The organism is Acinetobacter equi (genome assembly GCF_001307195.1).
GTDB classification, from domain to species: domain Bacteria; phylum Pseudomonadota; class Gammaproteobacteria; order Pseudomonadales; family Moraxellaceae; genus Acinetobacter; species Acinetobacter equi.
On record NZ_CP012808.1, the window covers coordinates 2,219,195 to 2,239,192 of the forward strand.

The following is a 19,998-nucleotide window of genomic DNA, read 5'->3' on the forward strand; positions in this document are numbered from 1 at the left end:
TGAGGGTCTGTAGCTCAGTTGGTTAGAGCACACGCTTGATAAGCGTGGGGTCACAAGTTCAAGTCTTGTCAGACCCACCATGACTTAGAAAGGTACATTGAATCTAAATGATAAGCTGGGGACTTAGCTTAGTTGGTAGAGCGCCTGCTTTGCACGCAGGAGGTCAGGAGTTCGACTCTCCTAGTCTCCACCATGTATTTGAATGAATACATAGTAAGCAAACAGTTGGATAGCTTATAGAGCTTAGTGATAAGGTGGCGTATAATGCGCGGCATTGTTATTAATCTCTGTGATTTATCACAGTTGACTGCGATCTGACGAAGACGTAGTGAATCATTAACAGAATATATTTGAGTTGAAATAATTTGTTCATACTCGTTAAAAGGAAGACTAAAGAAGTAATTCTGAAGTTGACTGATTAAATGAGTTACTAGCGAAATTAACTGAATCAAGCGTTTTGGTATATGAATCTAATTGAAGCTGTACTGTAGTTAAATCTACAAAACTCTAACTGTGGCGATTAAGTTCGCAACGCAACATTTTCACTTGTAGGAAATGGGCGACTGTTTGGGGTTGTATAGTCAAGTAATTAAGTGCATGTGGTGGATGCCTTGGCAGTCAGAGGCGATGAAAGACGTAATAGCCTGCGATAAGCTCCGGGGAGGCGGCAAATATCCTTTGATCCGGAGATTTCTGAATGGGGAAACCCACCTAGTATAAGCTAGGTATCGTAACATGAATACATAGTGTTACGAGGCGAACGAGGGGAAGTGAAACATCTCAGTACCCTTAGGAAAAGAAATCAATTGAGATTCCCTCAGTAGCGGCGAGCGAACGGGGAACAGCCCATTAAGTTATGTGTGTTTTAGTGGAATGCTCTGGGAAGTGCAACCATAGTAGGTGATAGTCCTGTACACGAAAGGGCACACATAATGATGTCGAGTAGGGCGAGGCACGTGAAACCTTGTCTGAATATGGGGGGACCATCCTCCAAGGCTAAATACTCCTGACTGACCGATAGTGAACCAGTACCGTGAGGGAAAGGCGAAAAGAACCCCTGTGAGGGGAGTGAAATAGATCCTGAAACCGCATGCATACAAGCAGTGGGAGCCGACTTGTTCGGTGACTGCGTACCTTTTGTATAATGGGTCAGCGACTTATATTCAGTAGCAAGGTTAACCGCATAGGGGAGCCGTAGGGAAACCGAGTCTTAATAGGGCGTTTAGTTGCTGGGTATAGACCCGAAACCAGGTGATCTATCCATGAGCAGGTTGAAGGTTGGGTAACACTAACTGGAGGACCGAACCCACTGTCGTTGAAAAGCCAGGGGATGACTTGTGGATAGGGGTGAAAGGCTAATCAAACTTGGTGATAGCTGGTTCTCCCCGAAAGCTATTTAGGTAGCGCCTCGGACGAATACCATTGGGGGTAGAGCACTGTTTCGGCTAGGGGGTCATCCCGACTTACCAAACCGATGCAAACTCCGAATACCAATGAGTACTATCCGGGAGACAGACTGCGGGTGCTAACGTCCGTAGTCAAGAGGAAAACAATCCAGACCGCCAGCTAAGGCCCCAAAATTATAGTTAAGTGGGAAACGATGTGGGAAGGCATAGACAGCTAGGAGGTTGGCTTAGAAGCAGCCACCCTTTAAAGAAAGCGTAATAGCTCACTAGTCGAGTCGGCCTGCGCGGAAGATGTAACGGGGCTAAAACTATATGCCGAAGCTGCGGATTTGCAATTTATTGCAAGTGGTAGGGGAGCGTTCTGTAAGCCGATGAAGGTGGATTGAGAAGTCTGCTGGAGGTATCAGAAGTGCGAATGCTGACGTGAGTAACGACAAAACGGGTGAAAAACCCGTTCGCTGAAAGACCAAGGGTTCCAGTCCAACGTTAATCGGGGCTGGGTGAGTCGACCCCTAAGGCGAGGCCGAGAGGCGTAGTCGATGGGAAATTGGTTAATATTCCAATACTTCAGTATAATGCGATGAGAGGACGGAGAAGGTTAAGTCAGCCTGGCGTTGGTTGTCCAGGTGGAAGGTTGTAGGCATGTATCTTAGGCAAATCCGGGGTACTCTATGCTGAGAACTGATAGCAAGCTAGTTTACTAGCGAAGTGGCTGATACCATGCTTCCAGGAAAAGTCTCTAAGCTTCAGTTATACTGGAATCGTACCCTAAACCGACACAGGTGGTCAGGTCGAGTAGACCAAAGCGCTTGAGAGAACTCTGCTGAAGGAACTAGGCAAAATGGTACCGTAACTTCGGGAGAAGGTACGCTGTTGTTGGTGATAGGACTTGCTCCTTGAGCTGATGACAGCCTCAGAAACCAGGCCGCTGCAACTGTTTATTAAAAACATAGCACTCTGCAAACACGAAAGTGGACGTATAGGGTGTGATGCCTGCCCGGTGCTGGAAGGTTAATTGATGGGGTTAGCGTAAGCGAAGCTCTTGATCGAAGCCCCAGTAAACGGCGGCCGTAACTATAACGGTCCTAAGGTAGCGAAATTCCTTGTCGGGTAAGTTCCGACCTGCACGAATGGCATAATGATGGCGGCGCTGTCTCCAGCAGAGGCTCAGTGAAATCGAATTCGCCGTGAAGATGCGGTGTACCCGCGGCTAGACGGAAAGACCCCGTGAACCTTTACTGCAGCTTGACATTGAACTTTGATCTTACTTGTGTAGGATAGGTGGGAGGCTTTGAAACCGAGACGCTAGTTTCGGTGGAGCCAATCTTGAAATACCACCCTGGTAATATTGAGGTTCTAACTCTGCTCCATTATCTGGAGCGAGGACCATGTCTGGTGGGTAGTTTGACTGGGGCGGTCTCCTCCTAAAGAGTAACGGAGGAGTACGAAGGTGCGCTCAGCGTGGTCGGAAATCACGCGTAGAGTATAAAGGCAAAAGCGCGCTTAACTGCGAGACCCACAAGTCGAGCAGGTACGAAAGTAGGTCTTAGTGATCCGGTGGTTCTGTATGGAAGGGCCATCGCTCAACGGATAAAAGGTACTCTGGGGATAACAGGCTGATACCGCCCAAGAGTTCATATCGACGGCGGTGTTTGGCACCTCGATGTCGGCTCATCTCATCCTGGGGCTGAAGCAGGTCCCAAGGGTATGGCTGTTCGCCATTTAAAGAGGTACGCGAGCTGGGTTTAGAACGTCGTGAGACAGTTCGGTCCCTATCTACCGTGGGCGCTGGAAATTTGAGAGGATCTGCTCCTAGTACGAGAGGACCAGAGTGGACGAACCTCTGGTGTACCGGTTGTGACGCCAGTCGCATCGCCGGGTAGCTATGTTCGGAAGGGATAACCGCTGAAAGCATCTAAGCGGGAAGCCTACCTCAAGATAAGATTTCCCTAGGACTATATGTCCTCTAAAGAGCCGTTGAAGACTACGACGTTGATAGGTTGGATGTGGAAGCATAGCGATATGTGAAGCTGACCAATACTAATTGCTCGTGAGGCTTGACTATACAACACCCAAACAGTTGTTGTATCAAGCATCAATTGATTCACAAATAATCAAAGAAACTTGATTTAGTTCTAAAGCTAGATACAATGAACACCTTAAATTAACTCAGATATACCTGTTAATAACTCATTTGAAGAAAGCTAGGCATCTAAGTAAGACCATAGCAAGTAATCATAAACAGTTGTGCTGGCGACAATAGCAAGAGTGAACCACCTGATCCCTTCCCGAACTCAGAAGTGAAACCTCTTAGCGCTGATGGTAGTGTGGGGTTACCCATGTGAGAGTAAGTCATCGCCAGCTCATTAATTCTAAAACACCCCCTTCAGATGAAGGGGGTGTTTTTTTATGTGAAAAAATAAATGAAAGAAATTTAAGGAATAAGTAGATCAATAAGAATTTGATAAAAATATTATTTATTTAATAAAAGAATTTCTTAAATTTTGTCGTATTGCTTCAATTGTCCAAATCCAAAATGCTGTACCTATAAATTCTGAAATTATTGCTTCTGCACCTGCAGTCCATAACCATCCAGATAGCCCAAGCAATGGTACGACTAAGCCATGTGCAAAAATTGAAACACCTATTCCAAATAGAATACCGTGTAAAAGATTAGCTTTTGTAAAATACTCATTAAGTACGCAATAAATAATGGCAATTATAATAGAGAATAATATATGAACGCCATTTCCACCCCAATTAATTGTATAGTCCATCCATTGATAAGTCATAGTATTAATATGAAAGCCTAATTTTTCTAATAGAACGATAGGTGGAGGTGTTGTTTCAATTGTTCGTGGGGGAATGAGATCTTCGAATCCAGATTTTACTAATGCTGAAATTATTCCAGCAATAATACCGATATAAATTGCAAGTAGTATATGTCTTGAATTTTTATTGGTCATTTCAAGTAAAGAAATCATATAAATAGCTCATTATTTAAAAATGTAGACTTAAAGATTTAACATAAAGTTGAAATTTAAAGTATTAATTAAATGTTTTTAAAGTGAGTGATATGTTTATTTTGATGTAATTTTTACGTAAAAATATAATTTAAATATAGAAAATGATGGAGACAGACTTGAATAATAAAATTATTGGTTTATTAAGTATTTGCTTAATTACAGTTTTATCGCATACAAAAGTATATGCATTAACATCGATAGAGTTGGGGGAACTTATTGAGTGTAAAGCCAGTTATCAGGACTTTATTGGTTTGGGATTGGAATATGAAGAGCAATTAAAAAGTTTAGGTTGGATGAAAGATACCTTAGATAATCTAGATATTTATCGTAATCAGAAAATGTTGATGTAAAAGCATTAGCCCAAGAATTTGATATTCCCAAAATTGAAGAATTTGCTGAGTTATCAGTTTTTCGTGGTGCAAAAAATATCTATAGACGAGATAAAAACGAAGATAATTTTGGTTATTCTATTAATTTAAATTTATCTGAAATGGTAGGTAGGGGACAATACTTTAGTTCTTTTAGGATGTAGTTATGAAATAGATCAGACAGATATTAATTTCTTTTTTGAAAGTCGTGATGATTAGATATAACTCCTATTTAAATGATATGGTCATTTTAATAGGAGTTGTTATATAAAAAACCACCAAATATGGTGGTTTTTTATTAAAGCAAATTTATGCTTTTTTTAAGTTTTCATTCAGTAGGAACTCAACTAATGCCTTTTGTGCGTGTAAGCGATTTTCAGCTTCATCCCATACAACAGCATTTTTATGGTCAAGCATATTTTCTGAAATTTCTTCACCACGATGTGCAGGTAAACAGTGCATGAATAAGCAATCAGGATGAGCAAGATCCATGAGTTTTTCATTTACTTGATATTCTGCAAATGCTTTTTCACGGATTTTTTGTTCTTCTTCTTGTCCCATACTTGCCCATACATCGGTAACAATAAGATCGGCATTTACTGCTGCATCTTCCGCTGTATTTACAAGTTCAACACAATGTGCAAATTCTGATAAGAATTTTTCTTGCGGTTCATAACCTTTTGGTGAAGCAATTTTTAATTTAAAGCCCCACATATGTGCAGCTTCAATGTATGAGTTACACATATTGTTGCCATCACCAATCCAAGCGACAGTTTTACCTTTGATTGAACCGCGGTGTTCTACGTAGGTTTGAACATCTGCAAGAAGTTGACATGGATGATGGTCATCGGTTAATGCATTAATTACTGGAACTTTTGAATATGATGCGAAACGTTCAACGATATCATGTCCAAAAGTACGGATCATCACAATATCGAGCATGCTTGATATTACACGAGCTGAATCTTCAATTGGTTCACCACGACCTAATTGCGTATCGCGTGAAGATAAGAAAATAGCACTACCACCGAATTGACTCATACCTGCTTCAAACGATACGCGTGTACGTGTACTCGATTTTTCAAAAATCATTCCCATTACTTTTCCAACAAAGGGTTGGAATACTTCATTGTTATGTTGCTTTCGTTTGAGTTCAATCCCGCGGTGGATGATTTGATTTAATTCAGAAGTAGAGAAGTCGCGTAAAGTAAGAAAGTGACGCAGAGCCATGGTTACTCCACAATAATTGCTGAGGTTAAAACAACAATTAGTTGTTGGTTGGTTAAAAGAAGAATAGATAACTATACTATACAGTGAAAAAAATGCAAAAAAACTAGACTTTTTGATGAGCGTATAAGAATAAATCTACAGCATATTCGATGTAATTGGTTATTTGTTGATCTGTGTTATCTAGAGGGATTCCCATGACAACTTGCCATTCAATATTTCTCAATATCCCAAAATACATTTGAGCTGAAAATTGAGGATTTTTACACATTAGAATATTTTGTTTATGTGCTAAATTTAAGATATTAGAAATTGATTTTTGAATTTGTTTAGGTCCATTTTCATGAATATATAATGCAATTTTAGAATCTCTTTGGCATTGCTCTAAAATCATTCTTACGAAAGCTGCATTTTCTGGACGTTTAATGTGATTATAAAAATTATGAAGTGTATCAATAAAATATGACTTTAAATCGTGTGGTAAATCTGTTAAATCGGTATTTAAATCGCGAAGAAATTGTTGTCTACGATAATCACAAATGGCTTTAAATAATCCATCTTTATTGCCAAAATATTTATAAATAGATGCTTTTGAACCACCTGCATGATTGACGATATCATCAAGTGACACAGCATCATACCCATATCTTAAGAAGAGCAAAGTTGCACTATCTAAAAGAGCAATACAGCGCTCATGACCACGCTTTGTCTGTGGAATCTCATGAGCATAAGGCTGTAATTGAGAGGTTTGATGCATGGGTACATAGACAAATGAGATAAGTTAGAATGATTATAGCAAAGATTAAATATTTATTTATTTTAAAATTATTTTTAACTTAAATATCACATGAACTAGATAATAATATGTGACTAAAGTTTTAGAGTAATTGTTCTATAGTCGTATAGAGAAGAGCTTAATTGTCGTTATACTCGAGGTTCAATAATAAAGTAAAAACTGTGGAAAAGGACGATGACAGAACAAATATCAGCAGGTTTAAGATTTAGACAGGCGTTAGAAGAAGAACATCCCTTGCAAATTATAGGCACTGTAAATGCATATGCCGCAATGATGGCAAAGCAAGTGGGTTATAAAGCGATTTATGTTTCTGGTGCTGGTGTTGCCAATTATTCTTATGGTTTACCCGATTTAGGTATGACGAGTTTAGACAATGTTCTTGAAGATGTTAGACGCATTACTGAACGAGTTGATACCCCACTTTTAGTTGATATAGATACTGGTTGGGGTGGTGCTTTTAATATTGCGCGGACCATTAAACAAATGATTTCTGCAGGTGCTGCTGCAGTACATATTGAAGATCAAGTTGTACAAAAGCGTTGTGGACATAGACCGAATAAAGAAATTGTGTCACAGCAAGAAATGGTTGATCGAATTAAAGCTGCAGTAGATGCTAAAACAGATTCTAATTTTATTGTTATGGCAAGAACAGATGCTTTACAAAAGGAAGGATTACGAGCAGTAATTGATCGAGCATGTGCTTGTGTAGAAGCTGGTGCAGATGCAATTTTTGCTGAGGCAATGACAGATATTACAATGTATCGAACAGTTTGCGATGCAGTGGGTGTTCCAGTATTAGCAAATATTACAGAATTTGGAGATACACCTTATTTTACTGTTGATGAGCTTGCAGAGCAGGGCATTAGTATGGTTTTGTATCCTTTATCTGCAACGCGCGCAATGCAAAAAGCTGCTTTAGAGGTGATGCATTCTATCCGTAAAAATGGCACGCAAGTACATGTTTTAGATCAAATGCAGCAACGCAAAGAATTATATGAATTTTTGGATTATCACACATATGAAAATACTTTAGATAAGTTATTTAAAAAGGAGAATTAGAAAAATGGCTGAAGGAAAAGTATTGACAGGCGCAGGTTTGCGTGGACAAGTTGCAGGAAAAACTGCACTATCGACCGTCGGAAAAAGTGGAGCTGGATTAACCTATCGTGGGTATGATGTACAAGATCTAGCAGAACATTGTGAATTTGAAGAAGTCGCTTATTTAATTTTCTTTGGTGAACTACCAACACAAGAACAACTCAAAACGTATAAAGCGAAGCTTCAATCTCTAAGAATATTGCCACAGGCTTTGAAAGAGGTTCTAGAACGAATACCTGCTAATGCACATCCTATGGATGTTTTGCGTACTGGTGTCTCGATGCTGGGTAATTTAGAAACAGAAAAATCCTTTGATGAGCAGCAAAATGTTGCTGATAGAATATTAGCGACATTACCTGCGATTATTTGTTATTGGTATCGATATACACATGATGGTGTGCGTATTGATGAGAATACGAATGATGATTCAATCGGTGCACAATTTTTACATTTATTACATGGGCATAAACCAAATAAATTGCATGAGAAAGTAATGAATGTTTCATTAATTCTTTACGCTGAACATGAGTTTAATGCTTCGACTTTTACAGCTCGCGTGTGTGCTTCAACTTTATCTGATATGCATTCTTGTATTACAGGTGCTATAGGCTCTTTAAGAGGACCACTACATGGTGGTGCAAATGAAGCAGCTATGGAGATGATTGAAAATTGGATATCTCCGGATGAAGCTGAGCGTGAAATGTTAGGAAAATTAGCACGTAAAGATAAAATTATGGGCTTTGGTCATGCTATTTATAAAGATTCCGATCCACGAAATGCCATTATTAAAGTTTGGTCTGAACGATTAGCAAAAGATGTGGGCGATACAGTTTTGTACCCAGTTTCAGTTCGTTGTGAAGAAGTGATGTGGCGCGAGAAAAAGCTATTTTGTAATGCGGATTTTTTCCATGCTTCTGCTTATCACTTTATGGGAATTGCAACGAAATTATTTACCCCTATTTTTGTTATGTCACGGGTTACAGGATGGGCAGCACACGTAATGGAACAGCGTGCAGATAATAGAATTATTCGACCAAGTGCCGATTATATTGGTTATGAGTTAAGAAAGGTTATTCCAATTGAGAGTCGGTTATAGCGTTAAATTAAATTGTAAAAAAGCCTCTCAATAGGGGCTTTTTATTTAGGAAAATACACTAAATTTTTATGCAGGAAGAGGAAGTTCATCTTGAATTAAAAATTGTGAAAGTTCAAAACAATAAATTTGCGCAGTATCAAGATTCTTAAACGTTACTTGAGTTTCTTCCAAGTTACAAAACCATTCCTGTTTATATTCTGGAGCTTTTGAACAAAATGGTTTTGCATTGAATAAGCCAACACAAAGTAGGTTTTGGTGATCTCTAGCAGATGCATATTCAAATAATTCTACTCCAGCTTCTCTCATTGCTGTGCCTAATTGTTGTGTTGCATGATAATTTTTAGGATGTTGTAAAACAGATTTATATTGATGAAATGCTTTACTTTGAAGTCGAATGCCATATTTTGTTTGATATTTAACTGAAAACATTGTGTGATTTGTTTTAATTAATGATTTTGGTGCTGTGGACTGCATGGAATACCAAAAGACAAATCGATAATAAGCTGACTCAGCTAAAGTCGCTTCAGGGCTACATCCTCCATAAAAAATACTTGGTTCATGAGTGCGACCAAAGCGAGATCCCCATTTTAAAGGGGGGTAACGGAAGGGTGTTTTTAATAAATAATGTAAATTTTCTATACCTAATGGATACGTTGGCTTTATTTCTTCAAGCATTTCTTCAAGTAATGATTGCTCTTCTAAGGAGTCAACTAAATTGCGTGTAGCAATTTGTTCTTGACTTTCAATCATCCGATAAAGTGTACCTTTAATGGGTTCAATAAGTTTTTCTGCATTACAGGATTGCCAAATATTACTATCTTGTACCGTCATATTTTTCCTCGTAAAGCATCTACTGTCTGTAGAACAGTAACTAAACCCGTAATGGTTTTCATTTGATTTTTAGGAATGTCACCTGTTATTTTATTTTGTGTATTAATAAAATGACGCATCCAAACTTGGTCACCACCAGTTAATGCGTATAAAGCACGATAAAAACGGATAAGAAGCAAAGCAAGTTCACCACTTTTTGAATGAGGATCAATATTGGGATGGGCATTTAATTTACTTATAGCTGTACGATGCATACCAATAATTGCACCTAATTCACTTTGAGTAAGATGAAGTTGTTCTGCAATATTGAGAACAGCTTTAGCTAATACCATATTTTTATTTGGAGCAGGTTTTAGAATAGCTGTCATCATAAAACTCCAATGTTGTTTATTCACTTATAATATATCTAATGATGTAAATTCACAATATTGATTGTTTTTTAACTTACTTATTGGTGTGAAAAAATTGAAAAGCTATACTTTTTTAGCTTAACGAATAAGAGAAAAATTCAAAATTAGCTTAAAAAAGATGTATGTGTTTATAGAGTGAGCAAAAATGGAATTTAGTAGTTTCTTATTAGATGAAACAGTGGTAAAAATAAAAATAAAGTGCGTAGTGAAAGTGGGTGCAAAAATGAAAACCATTGTAAAATATGTTGTATTGAAGAGTTTAGATTATCAATTAGGTACACCATTGTTTCAGGAAGAAATTGAAGCAGATAGTCAGTATTTTGACCAAATTCCATCGTTGATTTCATTCCAAAATCTTCAATTTAAAGTAAAAAGTAAAGAGTTAAAACGAATTTACTTAGCTGAGGAACAAGAAGATAGTCAAACGATTATTGTAAAAGTTATTGCTCAATCATAATTGGATACTAATAAGGCTTTGCTTTAATAATGACTTAAATTTTAAGGTGTGGTCTACTTTAAGATAAAAAAAGCCACAAGACAGTTAGACTGTGCTTGTGGTTGTTGATAAATGGAATATTTCCCATATTTTTATACTTTTTTATTTTTATGAAATAAGCATACATTATTTTTTTTATTATTCAATAAAGTTCTTTATTTTCAATAAGATAATCCAACTGAAATGATGGGGTTTTAACATAATGATTTATATAAATAATTATTTTTATATTTAATATATTCTATTAAAATGGTTTTTATAATCGAATATTTCATTAAAAAGTTGGTTGTTGTGATATAGATCACACTAAATATCACTATAAAAGTAAAGTTTTTGTAGAAGAAAAATAGATTTAGTTTGAAATATAAAGGGTGTGTATATAATTGTGTAAATTAGCAAAAAATAACTATAAATCATAGATGTTGCAGTGTATGCTAAGTCCATAGTTGGGATGTTTAGTGAGCAATAAAATGCCTAAAAATTTTGTAATTAGATTCGCAAGTGTTCTCTTCACTATTTTAATAATAGCCGCATTGGTAATTCATTTTACGCTTGCAGATACAAGTAGATTAATCGTCTTACTCTGGATTTATACAGTACCATTGAGCCTTGGTATTACTGCTTTTATTTCTATTATTTTTGCAAAAGATAGTGAGTTGGGAATTCCAACAAGCAATCAATAAAGTATTCAAAATAAAAATAGCGCTTCATTTTTTATGAAGCGCTATTTTTTTTGTGAGTCCAATGTATTTTGAACTTATGGTATAAAATCTCATTTTATGATTTCAAGTGAATTCATTCATTTTTTGCGGTATTTCTTTGATAATATTTTAAACGAAAAATAAATCACATTTTTTTTAATAAAGTGGTAAAAATAGTATTACTAGTATAATAATTTGGACAATACTATGAACGGTTCACTAAAAAAATATTTGCAGTCAGTGGTTTTTTATTGATCGGTTATTCTCTGGCCGCATGTCATAATGAAGATAAAGATAGTACTTTTATAGATTCTAAAATGGAGCTCATAACAGCACTACAGACACTCCAACAATCCTTAATATGGCAAGAGAATCAATGTGAAATAGTTTATCAAAATATTATTGATAAAGCTGCTAAGACTCAATTGCAAATTGATTATCTCAAGAACCTACTTATTAAAGATAAAGATTTAGCTCAATTTATTCATATGCAATTGGAACCTAAATTACAAAGTTTAAAAGAAGAATCAAATATCTTGAAAGATCGTTGTACAGCACTTGATTATGATGCAGTAGGTGTGAGTATGGAACGTCCTTCAATGCTTAGAGAAATGATAAGTGAGTGGCAAGGCACAATAAGCCTGCTTAAAGATCAGGTGAATAATCCACCAAATATGAATCCTAAAATTTCACTTGCAACATTAACGAATATTCAAGTAAATGAAACAACATTTGCAGGATATAAATTTAAAGACTGTAGTGATGACTATTGTCCAGAGTTGACAGTTATTCCTGCTGGAAATTTTTTGATGGGAGGAAGTTTAGAAGAACAAGAACGTGAAAATGTTCCAGCCCAGCCTCGTGTATGGGAATTGCCACAGCATTCTGTATCTATAAGTAAGCCATTTGCTATGGCTAGTTTTGAAACTACTGTTGGACAGTTTCAAAAATTTCAGGAAGAAACTGGATGGCAAGTTAAGGGCTGTCGAAATTGGGAAACACGTGAAGGACAGTTTGATATGTGGTATAGAGATGACCTTAATCCAATGAATCCAGGATTTAATCAAACATCTGAAGAACCTGTAGTATGTGTTCGTCGTGAAGATAGTCGAGAGTTTGCGAAATGGTTATCTAAAAAAACAGGAAAATTATATCGATTACCTACAGAAGTCGAGTGGGAATATGCTGCAAGAGCAGATTCATCTACATCATATTATTGGGGGAATGATCCACAGCGTAATCAAGCTTGTCAATATGCGAATGTTTTAGATATAAATACAATACTTGCTTTACCCAATACAAAAAATTGGGAATCATTTAAGTGTGATGATGGGTATGCATTTACAGCACCCGTGGGACAATTCTTACCAAATGCATTTGGTTTATATGATATGAGCGCAAATGCCAGAGAATGGATCGATGATTGTTGGCATAATGATTATCGAGGTGCACCAAATACTAATCAACGTTGGGAATCTGACGGAGATGGATTATGTCATTTTCCAGTATTACGTGGTGGTTCATGGATTTATAATACATACAATGTAAGAATTGCCTATAGAAATGCTTATTTCTCATCTCAAGCACGGAGTAATATGTGGGGATTCCGACTTGTACGCGAAATTGAATAATTAAAAATATAAGTATGAGTTGTATTGAGAGTAAATATTTTTAATGCAACTCATAAAATAATGTAAAAAAAATGTAATAGTGAAAAAGTTTTAAATTTAAAATTATATATATATGTTTTATATATTTTTCTTTTGTTTATATTAAGTTTTTTATTTTTATTTAAGTTTTTTATAAATAATATTGGTTTAAGTTTGTTATTTATTTTCTTTTGATTGAATTATTTTTTCAATTAATGTTTTTGAATGTAAGTTAATCGCATTTTATGTGTTTTTAATAAATTTATGAAAATGATATTTTTAGATCAATAAAGATGAATTGAAAATTTTTATAAGTCAAAAGGAATATATAAAATGGATAAAATATTTAAAATAATTGGAATTTCTACATTTCTCATAAGTACTTGTATAAAAGCAGAAGTTTTTAATCTAGGTGATAAAAATACTAATGGTGGTGCATTAGCTTTATATGGGTCGGTGAGTGGGAAATATGTTTATAAAGATTTCTTTGATAAAAAAATGGAAGGTGATAAAAATGGGAGTATAAATTTTAACAATTTAAAATTTAAACTTAATTATGAAAATCCTTATATTCATGGATTTTTAGATACAAGGTGTTACCAAAATAAAAAATTATGCGATACAATTTTGTTAAAAGAAGCATGGCTTGCTTATAAAGTTACAAAAGAGCAAAGGCTCATTTTAGGACAACAAAATGTAGAGTTTGGTTTTGGCCCTGCTTGGGGAGAATCTTTTTATGGCACATTGTTTTATGAGGCTGGATTAGAAAATTCACAAAAATTAGGTTTAAAGTATAAAATTGATCAAGATACGAATCATTTAACACTAGGTTTTTATACTGGTGTTGGTGGAAACAATAAAGGTGCTTCAAAAAATGCACGTTATTATTCAGCTAATTTTGTTGAAGCTGAAGATTTAAAAAATGGAACATATATAAAAGAAAAAAATATGATTGTTGCACGAATATCAAAAGATATTCATTTCGATATTGAACAAAATTTTAATACAGAAATTGGTGCATCATATTGGCATTCTAAATTACAAAATATTAAAACAAGAAAAAATGGGAAAAGAGATGCATGGAATATTTTTACCAAAGTAAATTATCAAAATATACAATGGCTTGCTCTTTTGGGACAACAAAAAATTAATAATGCAGATGTTATCACTCCAGATTATTCTACTTTTGGTGCATTTAATGATAATTGGCAGCTTGCGAATAATGGAAAAATGGTAATGACTGAAATTAATTATACAATTAAAGAGCCATTCAAGAATATTAATGAAATTAAACCATATATTACATTTAGTAAGTTTATTAAAGATAAATCGAATTATTTAGATTCTCAACGTATTAATATTGGACTTACATTCCCAGTAAAAGATGTTGTCATTACAGGTGAATATATTATTTCAAAAAATGACTATGGAATAGGTGGTACTATGGATGCAATGGCAAAGGGTGATAATAATAAATTGAATAAACTAGTTTTTATTTCTGCAGAGTATAATTTTTAATATATTTTTTATTATTCGGAATTCAGTATAAAGAAGATGTAAAGCCCCATTAGTTATATATAGTAATTTAAACTATAAACAAACTAAGGGGCTTTTTTTTAAATAATAATTTTCTTCATAAAATTTTCTATTATCTGTTTGGTTGGAGATGTTAATGCTGGCGCGTAAATTTGATTGTCTTGACGTAGCTTTTGAATATCTATTTGAGCTTGACGTAATTCGGTAGTATGGCCAATGAGCCATTTTTCCAAAGCATCTGCTTCAACTTCTATATGGAATTGTAAAGCCAATATATTTGTGCCTAATTGGAATGCTTGATTTGGATAATGCTCAGTACTAGCAAGTAAAATGGTGTGATCGGGTAAATCAAAGGTATCTCCATGCCAGTGTAGGACAGGGATATTAGATAATGGAGATAACAGGTTATTTTCAGTTGATTCAAGTTGAAGTTTAGACCATCCAATTTCTTTCGTGTGCCCAGCGAATACTTTGGAACCTAGTGCAGATGCAATTAATTGAGCACCTAAGCAAATACCTAAAGTGGGTAAGTGTTTCTCTAAACGTACTTTAAGTAAGTCTATTTCACTTTGTAGGAAAGGGTAATCTTGTATTTCATTAACACCAACAGGTCCACCTAAAATTATTGTTAAGCCTTTATATTCAAATGCTTTTTTTAGATCATCTACACCTGCTTCAAAATATCGAACTCGAAACCCAAGTTGATAGAAAGTATCTTCTAATGATCCTAAATCTTCAAAGGAGACATGTTGGATTGCATAAACTATATCGGGTAAGTGATCTAAATTGAGCATTAGGCAGTTCTACATTTATGATTTATTCAGATTGTAGTCAATTTTTATATTTTAGCTATTATTCTTTTATCATAGATTTCACGTTCGATAGGTTTCTTGAGCGGAAATCTATTGTGCTTTGAATGTTTCAGCAGTATAACCCTTGCGCAGTATGCTACTCAGGAGCAATCGTTGAAATTGCTGCTTAATTTCATGGATAATCTTTTTCGGATTTAATTACAAGTTGAACCGTTCATTACGCAAAGGACAAACTCTAATATTTTACAAATATATTGTGAATAGAATTTTAGGAATTTAAGCTAGATCAGCGGAAAAAATCACGATTCAATTTTCTATTTGCAACAGAACAGTGCAGGAAAAATACTGGGCTTAAGTTCCAATTTAATTGCTAGAATTTATAATATGGGTTTGAGTAAAAATACTCTATGAAAAAAGTCTAATAAATAAAATCTTTTAAACCACCCTGTGATTCAGTTTAAAAAGCTGATTCAGTGATGTATAAAACGTACGCCCATCTAAATTTAAATCGACCTCAACTCCAGATTCAAGCAGTATTCGTTTTCCCACTTCAACAGTTTTAAATCCTTGACGTGTACTTTGTATTTTATTTAATGGAATTAAAGAAACTAAAATTTCAGTACCATTGGTAGATTTTGCAATTAAATCATTAATTTTTAACATTTTATATCCTATTTTTTTTAGTTATAAAAAAAAGCACATGAACGTGCTTTTTTATCACTTAATTAAAGTCGCTTAGATAGCAACAATATTTACAGCGTTTGGTCCTTTTTGACCTTGAGTTACACTAAACTCAACCTGCTGACCTTCTACTAATGTTTTAAAGCCAGAACTAGCAATTTCGCTAAAATGAGCAAAAACATCTGGTCCAGATTCTTGTTGAATAAAACCAAAACCTTTAGTTTCATTGAACCACTTAACAGTGCCTTTAACAACGTTTGAATTTGACATAATATATCCTACGATTTTGTATAATTTTAAGTCTTTTTACTGACTACTATAACTTTGAAATGATAAAGAATGAGACTTAAAATCTGAAAAAACGAAGGATTATAACTAACACTGCGATACTTAAAGAAGATTTACCGAAACAAGACTTTTTTCTAGTTAATTTCATTATATAGATAAAATAAAAATAATCAAGTTTTTTTATATGTATATTTATATAGTTTATAAAATAATAGCTTAAATTTGCCCTTCCGTGCATATAGTCAGATCAAAATACACTATCTATTACTTATTAATACTAAATAGATAAAAGCCCTATTTTTGATAAATAAGGCTTTTAAATGTAGGATATAAAAGACTTAACTTAAATTAGAAGGCTTATCCACTTTAAATAGTTTTTTTAAATCACTACTTGAAGGAGCCATGTATAGTTCTAAACCAAACTCTGGTAAAATTGCAATTAAATGATCAAATATATCGGACTGAATACTTTCATATTCTTTCCATACAGTTGTATTTGTAAAAGTATAAATTTCCAAAGGTAAACCTTCACTTGTCAATTCTAATTGACGAACAATTAAGGTCTGAGTTTTACTGATACCAGGATGCTGTTTTAAATAAAATTCAACATATGCACGAAAAGTCCCTAAGTTAGTTAATCTTCTTTGATTGTATTTTGATTGATTAATTAACTGATGGTTAAATTTCTCTAGTTCCTCGGTCTTTAAATCTAGATATTGATCTAATAAAAGAAATTCTTTAAGTTTTGTTTGCTCTTCTTTCGTCATAAAATGCACTGTGCTTTGATCTATCAGTAAACAACGCTTGATGCGACGTGCACCTGTATTTTGCATACCTCGCCAATTTTTAAATGTATCAGTAATTAGCTTATTGGTTGGAATTGTAGTAAGTGTTTTATCCCAATTCTGAACGGTAACAGTATGCAAAGAAATATCTACCACATCACCATCAGCATTTAAAGACGGCATTTCAATCCAATCACCTATTTTGACCATGTTGTAAGATGAAATTTGGATAGATGCAACAAGCGATAATATCGTATTTTGAAAAACTAACATTAATACTGCTGCCATCGCTCCAAAGCCAGCAAGCAGGGTAAATACATCCTTTTTCAAGAATGTTCCAATAATCATTAACCCACATACAACAAAAATGATTAATTTAATGAGCTGTAAATAACCTTTAATCGGTTTATCACGTGAGTGTGGATTTTTTTGATAAATAACATTAAAAATATTTAAAAATTCTGCAATTGCTAATGCAATAGTTAGGAAAATAAAAGCCTGTGCACCCATCTGAATAAAAGTTTCAGTTTTATCAGATAAATGTGGAACCGTTGTGATTCCATTCATAACAATGATAGCAGGAACAATATTTGAAATACGTCTAATAACACTATATTGTGATATAACATCACTATTGCCACCAGATAGCTTAGCTACAAGTTTACGAATTCCTTTAACTACAAACTGTTTTGCAATAAAAGTTGCTATGCCAGCAACAACAATAAGAATACTTAATGATGTCAACATTTCTAACCAAGGATATTGATCAGACCATTCTTGAAGGCTTTGAATAAAATTTAGATGTTGCAAAACACACTCTCTCTGCTACTCAAATATAATTTTTGCATTTCGATCTATACTTAAAAATGGCTTAAGTATGAATTTAGATAGAAGGGTATAGTGTATAGGATAGTATTTAATTATTTAAATTCATTACTTTTTTTATACATTTTATATAAAATTAAAAACCTAGTTATCATAATTCTTTTTATTTCATTAGTCTGTTCATAAGAAACTGTCATTTTGAACGAGTCACAATACGAGATTTTTGTAAACCAATTATGGCTTTTTCAAATTCGATTAAGATAGTTTCTAAAGGTTCACCCCATACAAATTCATCATTATGAATAATAAAAGCTTTAATATGATTAAGATCCTTAAGTAACCCGAATCCTGCTTATTATTGATGGGTTGATTTTTATGATTTTGAGCTAAAGAAAGCTCATATTTGCTTTAAAAATTCCACAAAATTATTTCTATTGCATGCTTTGAAAACAGAATCCTTGTCTTCGATTCAGGTTAAGTACCGTTGCAGATGCAATTAATTAGATCGCCTTTACGACGTATGATGGTGTAATCTGAAAAATCTTGTCTCGTTAAAGAATAGATATTTTTTTTAGAAATATCTAAACTATGCACTAACTATATAGTGTCTATGTTTTTATTTAGTCAAATTCTTCATTTTTCTCAGGATTGAAAATATTTATTTTCAATTTATTTATATTTCAAAAGTCACTAGTATTTGATTGAACTTTGAATAGAGAGATGTTTCATTATTTCTAAATAAATGATGTTTTTTTCAATTAGAGATGATTTTTTATTTAATCATTAAATTTTTATTGATAAATGAGACTTTATATTCAACTTTTTGTCTTTTAATAGTGAAAAGACAAGTTGGAGCGACTAAACGAAGTTAAACGAGGTTAAAGATTTTGAGTAAAAACAATGTAATTAAAGAATTGTTTGAAAGATCAATAGATAAAAAACTTTGGGTCGCTCCCATGGCAGGTGTAACAGATCGTCCTTTTCGAACCCTATGTAAATATTTTGGCGCTGGTCATGCTGTCAGTGAGATGATGACATCTGATAAAACCCTAAGAATGAGCAAAAAAAGTTTATACCGTGCAAATTTTGATGGTGAAATAGCACCGATATCAGCACAAATTGCAGGTTCAGATCCTGTTGATTTGGCAGAAGCTGCCCGATATCAAGTCGCCAATGGTGCTCAGATTGTTGATATTAATATGGGTTGTCCAGCTAAAAAGGTGTGCAATAAATTAGCTGGTTCTGCATTATTGCAAGATGAGGATTTAGTCGCACGAATTTTAGATGCTGTTGTTGCAGCAGTTGATGTTCCTGTTACCTTAAAAACCCGACTAGGGTATTTAAATGGGCAGGAAAATATTATACGTGTTGCAAAGCGAGCTGAAGAAGCGGGTATTGCAGCTTTAGCATTGCATGGGCGTACACGTGAAGATATGTACTTAAACACTGCTCGTTATTCTTTAATTAAAGATGTCAAAGCAATGTTAAATATTCCTGTTATTGCAAATGGTGATATTGATAGTCCTGAAAAAGCAAAATATGTTTTAGATTATACCGGTGTTGATGCTGTAATGATTGGTCGTGCAGCACAAGGTCGCCCTTGGATTTTTCGTGAAATTGGACATTATTTAAAAACAGGTGAGCACTTGGCTGCACCAAGTATTCAAGAGGTTAAAGATGTATTGCTTGGTCACTTAAGTGAACTATATGCATTTTATGGAGAATATTCAGGATGTCGAATTTCACGTAAACATATTGCTTGGTATACAAGAGGTTTACGCTCAAGTAATGAGTTTCGACAGAATATGTATCAAGTTGAATCTACAGCAGAGCAATATAAAGTTGTGGAAAGTTATTTTGATAATTTATTGATACATGGAGAAATTATGAGTGATGTACAAGTAGAACAAATCAATTTATTAGAAACTAAATAAGTGTAAATCTAAACATATTTAAATGCTGATCTA

17 protein-coding genes, 2 tRNA genes and 2 rRNA genes are annotated in these 19,998 nt (G+C 34.3%); 12 read left to right on the top strand and 9 right to left on the bottom strand.

Going from position 1 to position 19,998, the window contains the following annotated elements:
* The first annotated feature begins 3 nt into the window (after positions 1-3).
* From AOY20_RS10580 to rrf, 4 genes are all read left to right on the top strand, one after another.
* Positions 4-80, top strand: a tRNA-Ile gene (locus tag AOY20_RS10580).
* A gap of 37 nt (positions 81-117) precedes the next feature.
* Positions 118-193, top strand: a tRNA-Ala gene (locus AOY20_RS10585).
* A gap of 386 nt (positions 194-579) precedes the next feature.
* Positions 580-3,471: ribosomal RNA gene (locus AOY20_RS10590) — 23S ribosomal RNA — on the top strand.
* 184 nt (positions 3,472-3,655) lie between these two features.
* Positions 3,656-3,770: ribosomal RNA gene (rrf, locus tag AOY20_RS10595) — 5S ribosomal RNA — on the top strand.
* Positions 3,771-3,883: 113 nt separating this feature from the next.
* On the opposite strand, the gene AOY20_RS10600 is transcribed toward rrf, so the two are convergent.
* Complete coding sequence (locus AOY20_RS10600; RefSeq protein ID WP_054581830.1) at positions 3,884-4,390, bottom strand: DUF1440 domain-containing protein; 507 nt, start codon at positions 4,388-4,390, stop codon at positions 3,884-3,886.
* 158 nt (positions 4,391-4,548) lie between these two features.
* Between AOY20_RS10600 and AOY20_RS10605 the strand changes: the two genes are divergently transcribed.
* Positions 4,549-4,782, top strand: coding sequence for a hypothetical protein (locus AOY20_RS10605; protein WP_144424778.1), 234 nt, complete (start codon positions 4,549-4,551; stop codon positions 4,780-4,782).
* A gap of 327 nt (positions 4,783-5,109) precedes the next feature.
* Here AOY20_RS10605 and argF read toward each other — a convergent pair whose 3' ends face one another.
* The gene (gene argF / locus AOY20_RS10610) at positions 5,110-6,030 is read right to left on the bottom strand and encodes an ornithine carbamoyltransferase (protein WP_054581832.1); all 921 of its coding nucleotides are present in this window, start codon (positions 6,028-6,030) and stop codon (positions 5,110-5,112) included.
* A 103-nt stretch (positions 6,031-6,133) separates the two neighbouring features.
* Positions 6,134-6,784: a TetR/AcrR family transcriptional regulator gene (locus AOY20_RS10615; protein WP_054581833.1), complete on the bottom strand. Its 651-nt coding sequence runs from the start codon at positions 6,782-6,784 to the stop codon at positions 6,134-6,136.
* A gap of 213 nt (positions 6,785-6,997) precedes the next feature.
* Between AOY20_RS10615 and prpB the strand changes: the two genes are divergently transcribed.
* Both prpB and prpC read left to right on the top strand, forming a co-directional pair.
* Positions 6,998-7,882 carry a methylisocitrate lyase gene (gene prpB / locus AOY20_RS10620; RefSeq protein ID WP_054581834.1) on the top strand — a complete coding sequence of 295 codons (885 nt, stop codon included), beginning with the start codon at positions 6,998-7,000 and terminating at the stop codon, positions 7,880-7,882.
* Between the two features lie 4 nt (positions 7,883-7,886).
* The gene (gene prpC, locus AOY20_RS10625) at positions 7,887-9,017 is read left to right on the top strand and encodes a bifunctional 2-methylcitrate synthase/citrate synthase (RefSeq protein WP_054581835.1); all 1,131 of its coding nucleotides are present in this window, start codon (positions 7,887-7,889) and stop codon (positions 9,015-9,017) included.
* A 66-nt stretch (positions 9,018-9,083) separates the two neighbouring features.
* Here prpC and AOY20_RS10630 read toward each other — a convergent pair whose 3' ends face one another.
* Entirely contained in the window at positions 9,084-9,848 is a 765-nt protein-coding gene (locus tag AOY20_RS10630; RefSeq protein ID WP_054581836.1) for an RES family NAD+ phosphorylase, read from the bottom strand.
* On the bottom strand, positions 9,845-10,216 hold the full coding sequence (locus AOY20_RS10635; RefSeq protein WP_054581837.1) for an MbcA/ParS/Xre antitoxin family protein: 372 nt from the start codon (positions 10,214-10,216) through the stop codon (positions 9,845-9,847). The genes AOY20_RS10630 and AOY20_RS10635 overlap by 4 nt, the downstream gene beginning before the upstream one ends.
* Before the next feature lie 265 nt (positions 10,217-10,481).
* On the opposite strand from AOY20_RS10635, the gene AOY20_RS10640 reads away from it, so the two are divergent.
* From AOY20_RS10640 to AOY20_RS10655, 4 genes are all read left to right on the top strand, one after another.
* On the top strand, positions 10,482-10,715 hold the full coding sequence (locus tag AOY20_RS10640; protein WP_054582589.1) for a hypothetical protein: 234 nt from the start codon (positions 10,482-10,484) through the stop codon (positions 10,713-10,715).
* Positions 10,716-11,212: 497 nt separating this feature from the next.
* Positions 11,213-11,437, top strand: coding sequence for a hypothetical protein (locus tag AOY20_RS10645; RefSeq protein ID WP_227510335.1), 225 nt, complete (start codon positions 11,213-11,215; stop codon positions 11,435-11,437).
* Between the two features lie 335 nt (positions 11,438-11,772).
* Entirely contained in the window at positions 11,773-13,086 is a 1,314-nt protein-coding gene (locus AOY20_RS10650; protein ID WP_081403386.1) for a formylglycine-generating enzyme family protein, read from the top strand.
* A 351-nt stretch (positions 13,087-13,437) separates the two neighbouring features.
* The gene (locus AOY20_RS10655; RefSeq protein WP_054581840.1) at positions 13,438-14,622 is read left to right on the top strand and encodes a hypothetical protein; all 1,185 of its coding nucleotides are present in this window, start codon (positions 13,438-13,440) and stop codon (positions 14,620-14,622) included.
* A gap of 98 nt (positions 14,623-14,720) precedes the next feature.
* Here the strand turns inward: AOY20_RS10655 and AOY20_RS10660 are convergent, their stop codons facing one another.
* From AOY20_RS10660 to AOY20_RS10675, 4 genes are all read right to left on the bottom strand, one after another.
* Positions 14,721-15,434 (bottom strand): glutamine amidotransferase, encoded by a 714-nt coding sequence (locus tag AOY20_RS10660; RefSeq protein WP_054581841.1) that lies wholly within the window; start codon positions 15,432-15,434, stop codon positions 14,721-14,723.
* Between the two features lie 453 nt (positions 15,435-15,887).
* A complete protein-coding gene (locus tag AOY20_RS10665; RefSeq protein ID WP_054581842.1) occupies positions 15,888-16,115 on the bottom strand; it encodes a hypothetical protein in 228 nt (75 codons plus the stop codon).
* A 72-nt stretch (positions 16,116-16,187) separates the two neighbouring features.
* A complete protein-coding gene (locus AOY20_RS10670) occupies positions 16,188-16,403 on the bottom strand; it encodes a cold-shock protein (RefSeq protein ID WP_054581843.1) in 216 nt (71 codons plus the stop codon).
* Between the two features lie 356 nt (positions 16,404-16,759).
* The gene (locus tag AOY20_RS10675) at positions 16,760-18,016 is read right to left on the bottom strand and encodes a mechanosensitive ion channel family protein (RefSeq protein WP_054581844.1); all 1,257 of its coding nucleotides are present in this window, start codon (positions 18,014-18,016) and stop codon (positions 16,760-16,762) included.
* Between the two features lie 929 nt (positions 18,017-18,945).
* Between AOY20_RS10675 and dusB the strand changes: the two genes are divergently transcribed.
* Complete coding sequence (gene dusB, locus AOY20_RS10680; protein WP_257720068.1) at positions 18,946-19,965, top strand: tRNA dihydrouridine synthase DusB; 1,020 nt, start codon at positions 18,946-18,948, stop codon at positions 19,963-19,965.
* Positions 19,966-19,998: the final 33 nt, after the last annotated feature.